This window comes from Clostridium sp. Marseille-P299 (genome assembly GCF_900078195.1).
GTDB lineage: Bacteria > Bacillota > Clostridia > Lachnospirales > Lachnospiraceae > Lachnoclostridium.
The window spans coordinates 1333996-1346767 of record NZ_FJVE01000007.1; the positions used below are offsets into that span (position 1 = coordinate 1333996).

The 12772-nt window shown below is 34.0% G+C and carries 12 protein-coding genes; all 12 read left to right on the plus strand.

Annotation, left to right across the window (positions count from 1 at the left end; translation table 11 throughout):
- Positions 1-21: 21 nt before the first annotated feature.
- Positions 22-1182, plus strand: coding sequence for a radical SAM family heme chaperone HemW (gene hemW / locus BN4220_RS13750; protein WP_066717431.1), 1161 nt, complete (start codon positions 22-24; stop codon positions 1180-1182).
- 425 nt (positions 1183-1607) lie between these two features.
- The gene (locus tag BN4220_RS13755; RefSeq protein WP_066717435.1) at positions 1608-3164 is read left to right on the plus strand and encodes an Ig-like domain-containing protein; all 1557 of its coding nucleotides are present in this window, start codon (positions 1608-1610) and stop codon (positions 3162-3164) included.
- 86 nt (positions 3165-3250) lie between these two features.
- On the plus strand, positions 3251-4030 hold the full coding sequence (locus BN4220_RS13760) for a hypothetical protein (RefSeq protein ID WP_066717439.1): 780 nt from the start codon (positions 3251-3253) through the stop codon (positions 4028-4030).
- Positions 4014-4634 carry a class D sortase gene (locus BN4220_RS13765; RefSeq protein ID WP_066717441.1) on the plus strand — a complete coding sequence of 207 codons (621 nt, stop codon included), beginning with the start codon at positions 4014-4016 and terminating at the stop codon, positions 4632-4634. The genes BN4220_RS13760 and BN4220_RS13765 overlap by 17 nt, the downstream gene beginning before the upstream one ends.
- Positions 4635-4685: 51 nt before the next feature.
- Complete coding sequence (locus BN4220_RS13770; RefSeq protein ID WP_066717442.1) at positions 4686-5546, plus strand: hypothetical protein; 861 nt, start codon at positions 4686-4688, stop codon at positions 5544-5546.
- 18 nt (positions 5547-5564) lie between these two features.
- Entirely contained in the window at positions 5565-6299 is a 735-nt protein-coding gene (locus tag BN4220_RS13775) for a CpsB/CapC family capsule biosynthesis tyrosine phosphatase (RefSeq protein WP_066717444.1), read from the plus strand.
- Positions 6300-6323: 24 nt separating this feature from the next.
- On the plus strand, positions 6324-7085 hold the full coding sequence (locus BN4220_RS13780; RefSeq protein WP_066717448.1) for a YveK family protein: 762 nt from the start codon (positions 6324-6326) through the stop codon (positions 7083-7085).
- 2 nt (positions 7086-7087) lie between these two features.
- Entirely contained in the window at positions 7088-7798 is a 711-nt protein-coding gene (locus BN4220_RS13785) for a polysaccharide biosynthesis tyrosine autokinase (RefSeq protein ID WP_066717449.1), read from the plus strand.
- Between the two features lie 46 nt (positions 7799-7844).
- Entirely contained in the window at positions 7845-8603 is a 759-nt protein-coding gene (locus BN4220_RS13790) for a sugar transferase (RefSeq protein WP_082812314.1), read from the plus strand.
- A 506-nt stretch (positions 8604-9109) separates the two neighbouring features.
- Positions 9110-10192 (plus strand): glycosyltransferase family 4 protein, encoded by a 1083-nt coding sequence (locus tag BN4220_RS13795; protein ID WP_066720981.1) that lies wholly within the window; start codon positions 9110-9112, stop codon positions 10190-10192.
- A gap of 104 nt (positions 10193-10296) precedes the next feature.
- Complete coding sequence (locus BN4220_RS13800) at positions 10297-11547, plus strand: nucleotide sugar dehydrogenase (protein ID WP_066717450.1); 1251 nt, start codon at positions 10297-10299, stop codon at positions 11545-11547.
- An 18-nt stretch (positions 11548-11565) separates the two neighbouring features.
- The gene (locus BN4220_RS13805) at positions 11566-12771 is read left to right on the plus strand and encodes a glycosyltransferase (RefSeq protein WP_066717451.1); all 1206 of its coding nucleotides are present in this window, start codon (positions 11566-11568) and stop codon (positions 12769-12771) included.
- The last annotated feature ends 1 nt before the right edge of the window (position 12772 follow it).

The following is a 12772-nucleotide window of genomic DNA, read 5'->3' on the forward strand; positions in this document are numbered from 1 at the left end:
TAAGGGAAAGGTGAAGATAAGTTGAAGAAAGAACTAATGTTATATATACACATACCATTCTGTGTAAAAAAATGTGCCTATTGTGATTTTTTATCAGGTCCAGCAAAGGACGAAGAAATCATAGAATACGTAAATGCATTATGTATGGAAATCGAATCATATCAGGAAATGTCAAAGGAATACCTTGTAGATAGCATCTTCTTTGGTGGTGGTACTCCTTCTATATTAGAAGAAACACAAATAACTCAAATTATAACTTCGATACGTAACGTATTTGAGATAAAACAAGAGGCTGAAATAACCATTGAATGCAATCCAGGCACAGTAACAAAACAAAAATTATCTACCTATAAAAGCTTAGGAATCAATCGATTGAGTTTCGGATTACAGTCAACGGATAATGAAGAGTTAAAGAAGCTAGGAAGAATTCATACCTATGAGGAGTTTTTAAATAACTTTCATCTAGCGAGAGAACTTGGATTTAACAATATAAATGTTGATATCATGTCAGCTTTACCAGGTCAGACATTAGAAAGTTACTGTAAAACTCTAAATGAAATCATACAAATAAATCCAGAACATATTTCAGCCTATAGTTTAATCCTAGAAGAGGATACCCCTTTTTATAAAATGTATGGAGAAGATGGAAAATATAAAGATTTAATTCCAAGCGAAGAAGTGGATCGCCTTATGTATCATGAAACGAAACGATTATTAAAGGCTGCTGGCTATGAAAGATATGAGATTTCAAATTATGCGAAAGAGGGATATGCTTGTAGGCATAATGTTGGATATTGGAAGAGAAGAGAATATCTAGGAATTGGATTGGGTGCTTCTTCCTTAATAAATGGTGAACGCTATCATATTGATAATGAATTAACGAACTATTTGGAAGGATGTAGGAATCCACTGGGCTTACGCAAGGATATACAGCGATTGACAAAAAAGGAAGAAATTGAAGAATTTATGTTTCTTGGATTAAGACTTGTGGAGGGAATAAAAAAGTCAGAATTCAACAATATATTCCATGAAAAAATAGAGGACATATATCAAAATGAAATCAGTAAATTATCGGATGAAAATTTAATTGAAGTTGATAAGGAAAAAATATACTTAACAGAGTTAGGATTTGACTTAAGCAACCAAGTATTTACTGAGTTTTTATTGGATGAGGACGAATAATAGGAAAATAAAGATAATAACATACAAAATAATGAATATACAACCATAAATTCCTTTGTAGAATTTATGGTTTTTTTGTATTTCACAATATGTAAAAAATGGTATCAAAAAACAATATTAAATTCCATAGAAAATAAAATCCATGAAAAATAAGGAATTTTGCATAAAATGTTCCATGGATTATATTGACATTATCCAAAATTTATATTAAAGTAGATGATGCTTAAGGGTGCTTATTTTACTTTTTATGGATAAAATTCTTAGAAAAAATACATTTTATGTATTAAAAACTTGGAATTTATACATTTATGGAAAGTAAAAAAGTGGTCTTAATAATAATTTTGTCAAAAATGTTAGAATGATATTGTTAATCAATTAACTAAAAGACAAAATTATCAAAAAGTTAAAGAATAGGAGGAAAAGAAATGAAGAAAGGTTTCATGAAGAAACTGTCTCTACTTTTAGCAGTGGCTGTATTCGTTACATCCATCGCTTTTGGGTGGAGCACAAAAGCTGAGGCCGCTACTACTAGAACAAAAACAATTAGTATTTATGACGGCTCTCAAATTACTGTTTTAAAAGGTGGATACTATACATTTGCACCAAAGATTACACCAGCAAACTCTACAGATTACTTAAGATATGTATCTAGTGATCCATCTGTAGTACAGGTTAATCTTTACACTGGTAAAATGAAAGCTATCAAATCCGGAACAGCTACAGTAACAGTAATTTCAAAAGCAACAAAAGCAACTAAGAACAGTGACAAAGCAAACGTAAAAGATTCTGTAGTAGTTAAGGTAGTTAGTAACTATGCAACTACAAATTCTTGGGCAAAGACTTTAATTACTTCCCCAAGCAGTGGTACAGTAAAAATTAGCACGAAAAAGGCAGTTAAGATTACTACACCAGCAGGTAATTTCGACAACAAATACCTTGTTGCAAATTTACCTTATGGAGACCTTGTAAACAATGGTGTTTTCAAAAGTGTAAGCGTTTACGATGTTAAAGATAATACATACTATGAAAACGCAAAAGGTAACACAATCCATTTATTCGATAAGAATACAAGACTTGTTGTTACTGATAAGGCTTCCGTAAAAGCACTTAACGTAAAAGCTGATAACGGTACATTAAAATTAATCGCTAATGGACCAGTTCAAGCATTAACAGTAAGCGGTGCTAATAATGCACTTAACCTTGTAGCAAATAGCACACTTGGTACAGTAAACTTAAATGCAAAGACAGATCTTAGCATTCTTGGTAAAACTGGTTCTGTTGAAGTTACTTTAGCAGCTGGTGCTGAAGGCTCTACTATTACTAATAACCTTAATGAGGATGCAACTCTTAAAGTTACTAATAATACAGCTGGAGTAGTTACAGTTACTAATGCGAATGGAGTTAAGACAGAAGTTAAAGCTGGAGAAACTACTTCTGTAGCTACAGATGTAACACCAACACCAGCACCTACAACTACACCAGGTACTGGCAGCGGTTCTTCTTCAGGCGGTAACAGTGGTTCAACAACTGCTTATAAAACAGTTACTGCTTCTGTAAGTGGCTCAACAGCTACATATACTTTACCGGTATCTTTTGACAAATTAGTATCTGCAGTAGTTAAGGTTGAAGGCGTTAAAGACTACACAGTTAGTGGAAAAGTGATTAACTATGTAGCATCCTTACTAGACAAAGAATCCCATTATATTGATTTATGGGAAGGTCTTGAATCCTTTGAAACTACAGGTTATACAGTTAACGGATCTACTATTAAAGTAGAAGGTAAAGGATTAACTAAAGATGTGACATTTGATGGCGTTACTTATGTAGTAACTCTTAACAAAGAAGATTCAAGTGTTACATTACAGAAAAAAGATGGAAAGAATACTTATACTTTAAGTAAAGAAGGTACAAATGTATTGAAGATTCAATCTACAGATGCACCTGCAAACTTAAGTAAAGTTTCCTTCTATGTAGGATATTAATATTAATTAAACATTGTAACTGGGACTGTTACAAACTGTAGCAGTCCCATTATAACGAAGTGGAGCTTATCAGAAAGGAATTATCTATGTATCTTAGTCGTTTGCTCAAGATTTTATCTGGAATTATCCTTCTATTCACCTGTATTTCATTTGGTCAAATCAATGAAGTTCATGCAGGCAACTTAAATTCAGAAGAATCAAGATTATTAGAATATGTGAATCGAACATTTGAGCAAGATGGATTATCTTACAAAGTTAATTCATCCTATAAAGCAAAGTTAAGAGATAAACTTATGCAAGATGACATCGATCTAACAGCTGGCGATGTTGAAATGATAATTGGTGAGATTAACAATAATGTGGCAACGGGAGTAGAGAGTGGTTATCTTGTTTTAATAAATGAGCCAACAAAAGCTCCAATCGCAACTGAAATTCCAACTACAGACGAATCCACGCAGGAGACTGTAGAGCCTTCAAAAGGAACTGAAACAGAAACCAATACCACCGAAACAGAAACGAATGGTACAGAAACAGATGCAAATACTACGGAGACAGGTACCAATAGTAGTGAGACAGAAGTAAAACAAGAAACAGAAACAAGCGGTAAGGAAACAGAGACAAGTAACCAAGGAAATTCAGTTCCAAATGAAAATAATTCATCGAATGATTCAAATGGTGGCAACTTAGATGGAGAATTAAATCAAGAAGATAAGAATGAGAAAGTTACAACTCCATTAAAAAACACTGGATATTCGATTAAAACAATACCATATCTTGCAGCTGGATTTCTGATATTAATGTTGTTTGGAATACTAAGCATGTATGTAATTAATTATATTGAGGTGTCTAATGAAACGAAAAAATAAAAGAATAGTAAGTTATATAATAATTCCTTTGTTGTATAGCATCCTGTCCTTATTATGTATTTTTGTATTAGGAGCACCATTAATAAAAACGTACAAAGAAACAGCTTTTGCTATGATAAAACAAAATACACCAAATGACATAACTACCTACGTTATGAATCAACCGAATCAGGGGGATGGAACTGTAAAAGAGGAGATTAATCCTGATTTAGGAACTAGTTACGCTATGTTACTTTGTGAGAGAATTGGGTTAAAAGCAGAAGTATACTACGGGGATTCTGGAGCGGAATTTAAAAATGGTATCGGACAGTATGCAAATGGAGTATTTCCATGGAATCAAGGTGCTATATTACTTGGGGGGCATGATACCACGTATTTTGCATCACTAGAAGATATCAAAGAAGAAGATATTGTTTTAATAAGAACGAATCAAAAAGAATATCAATTTCAAGTTGAGGGCATTGAAATTGTAGATGCAGATTCTATAACCGACGAAATATTAACAAGTGAAGATAGGCTTATTCTATATACTTGTTATCCTTTTGGTGAGATATCAAAGGATAGAACAGAGCGATATCTTGTTTACTGTAAGCGCTTATTTTAGTTAATAAAGGGTGAAATAAGAGTTATTCTCTAAAAGAAGGGTATATAGAATATGAAAACATATAAAGAAATACGTTCTAAATTAAGTATTTTTGTGTCATTTTTCTTGTCATTTTTAATCACATTAATCTTTCTTTCTGTAGCATTGCTACTAGGAGGATTAAACAATAATGTAATTAACAATGATCTGAAAAAAATGAATTATTATCATAGTGGATATGAAGATTTTATACAACAGGCAAAAGCAATCGCTAGTAGCTTTGGCCTATCAGAGAATGTCATTTCCGAGAATATTACGTTAGCAAACTATCATATCAAATCCAATAATTACTTAACTTATGCATCCAAGAATGCGGATACAAAGGCAATTGATATTGCCATTGATATGGAACTAGATAACGTTGTAAGACTGTGGAATGAAGAAATTAAAGAAAAACATGGAAATGTAACCTTAGAAGAAAGCCAAAATATTGATTTATGTGCAACAGAAATAGCAACACTATATAAAGATAGTATTGATTTTCCATTTATAAAAGATATTGCGGTATATAAAGAAAAATACATAAGCTTTCTTAAAATTGCATTGCCAATCGAATTACTATGTGTCGCTGTCATTGCGTTCACACTATTTGTAACGACCAAATATAAACATAGAGCATTGCGCTATATATTATATGCGGTAATTGGTTCAGATATTGTAACATTGGTATTCGGTGTTTATTTACTTAAGTTAAAAGATCAATTGATTCATTCAGACAATGTTAGGTATCAAGCGTTTCTAGAATTATATTATAGAGATAGCGTAGTACCATTTTTTTTAATTTTTAGTGCTGGAATACTCTTAGCAGTGTTCATATCTCTAATGATTCGACAAATGAGAAACCAATTGATTGCGAAAAACAATAATAATTAATGAGTACAAGGGGTAAATATGAACGAATTAAAATCAGGGTATATCGATATACATACGCATATTCTTCCCGGAGTTGACGATGGAGCAAAAGATATTGATATGACGTCTAAAATGCTACAAATTGCGTATGAACAGGGAGTAAGAAGTATCATTGCAACACCTCATTTTCAATTAGGAAAAAAGGTGACAAAAGAAGACCTTACCGTTGCATATAAAAAAGTGCAGCAAGAAATTGAAGCTTTAGGTCTTGATATAAACCTTTACCTAGGAAATGAGATTATGTATCAAGAGGGCTGCCTGGAAGCAGTAAAAGATGGGAGTGCTCTTACATTAGCAGGAAGTCGTTATGTCTTAATAGAGTTTGGCTATGAGGTCAGCTATAAAACAATATACCGAGGAATGCAACAATTTATTCAAGCGGGATATTTACCAATAATTGCACATGTAGAACGTTATAGTGCACTTCGTAAAAAAGAAAATTATATTAACGATTTAATTGAGTTAGGTTGCTACATACAAATGAATGGGAAAAGCCTAATGGGTGGACCATTCAATAAGTTCTCTTCTTGGTGTAAACATCTTGTAAAAAATGGATATGTGCACTTTATAGCAAGTGATTGTCATAATGAAACGGAAAGACCGCCAATGCTAGGAGATTGCATAAATCGATTTGAAAAAAGAAAGGATGACTACGAACTTTGCCGGTTAACGATAAATCATCCAAGCTATATTATAAACAACCAAGTATTATAATAAAATAGGCAATTAGGAGGACAAATGGAAACAAATCAACAACAAGACGAAATTGAAATTGACTTACTAGAACTATTTTATGTTCTAATGAATAAGATTGGTGTAATTATTGTTACAACATTATTAGTAGCAGTACTTACAGGAGTCGTTAATCTTTATTTTCTGAAACCAACATATACGTCTACAAGCAGCTTGTACATAGTTAATAAAGAAACATCACTAACCTCGTTATCATTAAGTGATTTGCAATTAGGTTCTCAGTTAACAAAAGATTATATGGTTTTAATTAAAAGTAGACCAGTAATGGAACAGGTAATCGATAACTTAAATTTACCTATGGAATACCAGGATCTACTTGGTATCATGACAATAAACAATCCAAGTGATACACGTATCCTTGAAATATCCATAGAGTATGAAGATGCTTACATGGCAAAACAAATTGTAGATGAAATTGCCAGTGTTTCATCAAAGCGTATCTCTGAGATTATGGATATCAAAGAACCAAGAGTCGTTGAAGAAGGTGTCGTAGCTACGCAAAAAACGGGACCTCATGTAAAACGTAATATAGCAATTGGAGGATTAGTAGCAGCATTTATATGTTGTGCAATCATCACTGTTAGACACTTACTTGATGATACAATTAAATCTCCAGAGGATATTGAAAAGTACATTGGACTTAATACAATTGGTATCATTCCATTAGAAATGACTAAAAAAGAATTAGAACAAGAAAAGAAAAGAAGACAACGTAAGAGTAAGAAAATGACTAAGGAGGAGAGATAATTATGCAAAAAATTGAGTTAACTAAGTTTGAAGAATTGGATTATCGCTCCAATGAGTCATATAAATCATTACGTACGAATATACAATTTTGTGGCAATGATATTAAGGTAATACTTTCTACAAGTTGTACGCAAAATGAAGGAAAGAGCCGAGTAACTTTTAACTTGGCAGATAGTTTTGCACAAATGGGCAAAAAGGTATTGTTAATTGATGCAGACCTTAGAAAATCTGTATTAATTGGACGTTACCGAGTAAATCAAGAAGTCTTTGGATTATCTGAATATCTATCAGGTCAAAAAAGTTTAGATGAAGTATTATGTGAAACAAATCACGAAAATCTAAACGTTATCTTCTCTGGACATGTACCACCAAATCCAGCAGAGTTATTAGGAAATCAATATTTTACAGACCTTGTAAAATGGGCTAAAGAAGAGTATGACTATGTATTTATTGATACCCCACCGTTAGGTGTCATTATTGACAGTGCAGTCGTTGCAAGGGTTGCGGATGGAGCCATTATTGTAATTGAAAATAATGCAATCAGTCGTAAGTTTGTTTTAGATGTAAAAAAACAATTGGAGAAGAGTAATTGTAGAATACTTGGCGCTGTACTTAATAAAGTCTCAACCGATACGAGAGGAAAATACGGTAAATACTATGGTAATTATTATGGAAAATATTATGGACATTATGGTGAGTATGGACTGGATTAATTAGCAACATTGGCAAGATACCTCCATAATGAGAGGGAGTGCGGGAATGGATGTAACACAAGCGTTTAAAGACGATACTTATCGTTTAAATTCATCAGAATACATATGTGAAGCAAATGAAATCGTACAAAGAGATGCAAAGGTAATACAGTTCCCGATAAAATCATCTATTATAACAGAAAATATGATTGCGAGTAAGAAGAGGTTTCTTGTGGTAAAACGAGGCTTTGATGTCGTATTATCAACTTTAGCACTTGTTGTGTTATCACCAGTTATGTTGATAATAGCAATCGCAATCTTTATAGATGATCCAAAGGGCAGCCCTATCTTCTCACAAACACGCGTGGGTAAAGATGGTAGAGAATTTAGATTCTATAAGTTTCGTTCGATGTGTGTGGATGCAGAGGCTATACTAGAACAGCTAAAAGCGCAAAATGAGATGGATGGGCCTGCCTTTAAGATGAAGAATGATCCGAGAATTACAAAAATCGGGAAGTTTTTAAGAAAAACATCCCTTGATGAATTACCACAGTTGGTGAATATCATCAAGGGAGATATGAGTATAGTTGGTCCAAGACCACCACTACCTAGAGAAGTGGTGGAATATACGGAATATCAAAGACAAAGACTTATGGTCAAAGGGGGACTTACATGCTTCTGGCAGTGTGGTGGTAGAAGTAATGTAGGGTTTGATGAATGGGTCGATATGGATATTAAGTATATAAATCAGATGAGTTTTAAGACAGATGTTAAGATTATACTTAAAACGGTGAAAGCTGTTCTTAGGATGGATGGAGCAGAGTAAATCTGTAAGTTAAGGAATTCAGTCATATATGCAAAACTGAATAATTAATAAGGAATTTAAATTACAGGGGAGTAATTTTAATATAAAACTTTAGTAGCTGGAACTGGGGCTAGAAGTATAATAGGATCAACCATGAAAGACCAATGATTTGTCAGTTTTCATTGCTTGAGTTAAGCCTCTTCGCTAGTTTTCATGAAAAGATGTGGTTGACATGAAAAGGAATAGGCTGAAAGTATTCTAATTGCTCAATTTAAACCATAAAAAGAGCATGGAAACTGAATTAGGAGTATCGACTTAGCCTGTGTTGGATTACGAAAATTGTAATCTACACGGGCTTATGTCACACCTAGGGCGGAATACTAGTGTTTTGGAAAGAAGAGTAAATGGTGACTTCTGTCAAATAGATTAACAGGGGGAGGCAGAAAATTGTGGATGAAAGTTCTATAAATGAAAAGAGAAAACAAAAAACAACAAATACCGATTGTCTCCGGGTTGCAGTTTTAGGAATGAAATTCTGCCCTGCTATAGGGCAGGGTGGTATTGAAGTAGTTGTAGAAGAACTAAGTACCCGTATGGTTCAACTTGGGTGCAGCGTGACATGTTTTAACCGAGGTGGACGGCAGGGTGCAGCTAAAAACTTAAAGGAGTATAACGGCATAACACTTAAAACAGTTCCGACTATAAATCGCCGTGGATTTGCAGCGATGAGTTCATCAGTGCTTGCAACGATTAAAGCTGCGTTTGGAAATTATGATGTAGTTCACTTCCATGCAGAAGGATCTTGTGCAATGTTGTGGCTTCCGAAATTATTTGGAAAAAAATGCATTTGTACAATCCATGGATTGGATCATCAACGTGCGAAGTGGGGACGACTTGCAAGTACATATATAATGATGAGCGAAAAATGTGCCGTGAAGTATGCGGATGAAATTATTGTGCTCAGTCAAGGTGTTCAGGATTATTTTATAAATACTTATGGACGTGAGACGAAGTTTGTTCCAAATGGAGTAAACCGTCCGACTATTAGAGAAGCAAATATAATACGACAGAACTTTGGTCTTGAAAAGGATGGTTATTTTCTTTTTTTAGGAAGATTGGTACCAGAAAAGGGATTGAAATATCTCATTGAAGCCTTTAAACAAGTAAATACGAATAAAAAGTTGGTAATAGCTGGGGGGTCTTCTGACACAGATATTTTTGTTAATGAATTGAAAGCGATGGCTAAAGATGACCATAGGATACTTTTTACCGGATTTGTTCGAGGAAAACTCCTTGAAGAACTTTACAGTAACGCCTATGTATATATTCTTCCATCTGATTTAGAAGGAATGCCGTTAAGCCTTTTGGAAGCGATGAGTTATGGAAATTGCTGTCTGGTGTCTGATATTGCAGAGTGTACAGAAGTAGTTGAGGACAAGGCTGTAGTCTTCAAAAAAAGCGATGTGTCTGATTTAAAAGATAAACTGCAGGAACTGTGCAATAACGAGCAAACTGTACAGAAGTATAAAGAAAAGGCGGCAGATTCCATTTGCGAAAAGTATAATTGGGATGATGTCGTGAAACAGACACTGAAGTTATACAGGAAATGAATATTTTGATGGAAAACAGAATTATTCAGGATATTGGCTATTCACTCTAAGCATGTAAGAGTCAGCAAAAGGAAAATGTTTAAATCGGAGGTTGAAAATTGATTATGGAAAGAAAGTTTAAAATTGCCGTTGCGGGTACTGGATATGTTGGGCTGAGTCTGGGGTGTCTGTTGGCTCAGCATCATCAAGTGTATGCGGTAGACATTATTCCTGAGAAAGTTGAGATGATTAATAACAAAAAATCACCAATTCAGGATGATTATATTGAAAAATATTTAAATGAGAAAGAATTGAATCTTATCGCAACACTGGATGCTAAAGAAGCATATACTAATGCTGATTATGTCGTGATAGCGGTACCAACCAATCACGATATCCAGAAAAATTATTTTGATACATCGTCTGTGGAGTATGTTATCAAATTGGTTATGCAGTACAATCCTAATGCTATCATGGTTATTAAGTCCACTATTCCTGTAGGCTACACAGCTTCTATTCGTGAAAAGACTGGAAGTAAAAACATTTTGTTCAGTCCCGAGTTTTTAAGAGAATCCAAAGCGTTGTATGATAACCTGTATCCTAGCCGTATTATTGTTGGTACTGATATGGAAGATGAATATTTAGTTAAAGCAGCTCATATATTTGCTGATTTGCTCCAAGAAGGAGCTATTAAGGAAAATGTAGATACACTTTTTATGGGTTTTACAGAGGCGGAAGCAGTTAAGTTATTTGCAAATACCTATTTGGCTTTAAGAGTGTCTTACTTTAATGAACTTGATACTTATGCAGAAATGAAAGGTTTAAATACACAACAAATTATTCAGGGAGTTTGCCTTGATCCACGAATTGGTATGCATTATAACAATCCTAGCTTTGGATATGGTGGATATTGCCTACCAAAAGACACTAAGCAGCTTTTGGCCAACTATCAGGATGTTCCAGAGAATCTTATCGAAGCTATTGTGGAAAGTAACAGAACAAGAAAAGATTTTATTGCTGAGCGTGTATTGAAGCTAGCTGGTTACTATAGCTACGAAGATGATAATCAGTATAGCAAGAGTATGGAAAAGCCTACAGTTGTTGGTGTATATCGCTTGACTATGAAGAGTGATAGTGATAACTTCCGCCATAGCTCTATTCAGGGTGTCATGAAGCGAATCAAGGCAAAAGGGGTAACGGTAGTCATTTATGAACCTACACTTGAAAATAGAACAACCTTTTTTGAAAGTGAAGTTATAAACAGTCTTGAAATATTTAAAAAACGTTGTGATGCAATTATTGCTAATCGTTATGATAATTGTCTAGATGATGTTAGAGATAAGGTATATACTAGAGATATTTTCCGTAGAGATTAACAGTGGGGAGCAGAAAGTATGAAAATTTTAATGGTAAACAAGTTTCTGTATCCAAATGGAGGTTCGGAAACGTACATATTCAAATTAGGGGAATATTTGATTTCGCAAGGTCATGAAGTACAATATTTTGGAATGGAGCATGAAGGCCGTTGCGTAGGAAATCATGTGAATGCATATACGTCAGATATGGACTTTCACACTAGAAGTAAGCTGGTAAAGATGACATATCCATTGAAGACAATATATTCTTTGGAAGCACGGAAAAAAATTCGTAAGGTTCTTGATGATTTTCAACCTGATGTTGTTCATCTGAACAATTTTACTTATCAGCTTACGCCTTCCATAATTTTAGAAATCCAGAAATGGAAGGATCAGTCAGACCATGCTTGTAGAATTGTATTCACTGCACATGACTACAATTTGGTATGCCCGAATCATATGCTTAACAATCCAAACAGACACCAGAATTGTGAAAAATGCTTGGGTGGACATTTTCTGAACTGCATAAAGGGTAAATGTATACACGGCTCCACGGCTAAAAGTGCGATTGGAACTATGGAAGCATATTTTTGGAAATTTAATGGTGTCTATAAATATATTGATACCATGATTTGCTGCTCTGAGTTTATGAAAAGCAAAATGGATAGTAATCCGTTGTTTAAAACTAAAACAGTAGCTATGCATAACTTTGTGGATCGTGTTGAACGAGAAAAGACAGAGAAGAAAGATTATGTTCTTTACTTTGGACGTTTTTCAGAGGAAAAAGGAATCGGCACATTAATAGATGTCTGTAAAGAGTTGCCAGAGATACAGTTTGTATTTGCTGGTACTGGCCCGCTAGAGGAGAGTATTAATGGTGTGAAAAACATTAAAAATGTTGGATTTCAGAAGGGTGAGGCATTGGAAAATTTGATTCGGGAAGCTAGGTTGTCTATTTATCCTTCTGAATGGTATGAAAATTGTCCATTTTCAGTGATGGAAAGTCAGATGTACGGAACACCTGTGTTAGGAGCCAATATTGGAGGTATCCCAGAGCTTATTTCTGTTGGTAAAACTGGAGAATTGTTTATAAGTGGAGACAAGGTTGACTTAAAGAATAAAGTAGATAGTCTGTGGTCCGATAAAGAAAAGCTGAACGAATATAGTATGAATTGTTCTGGAATAAACCTTGATACGATTTCGGATTATTGCGTAAAACTAATAAAGATTTATCAAGGCAAATAAA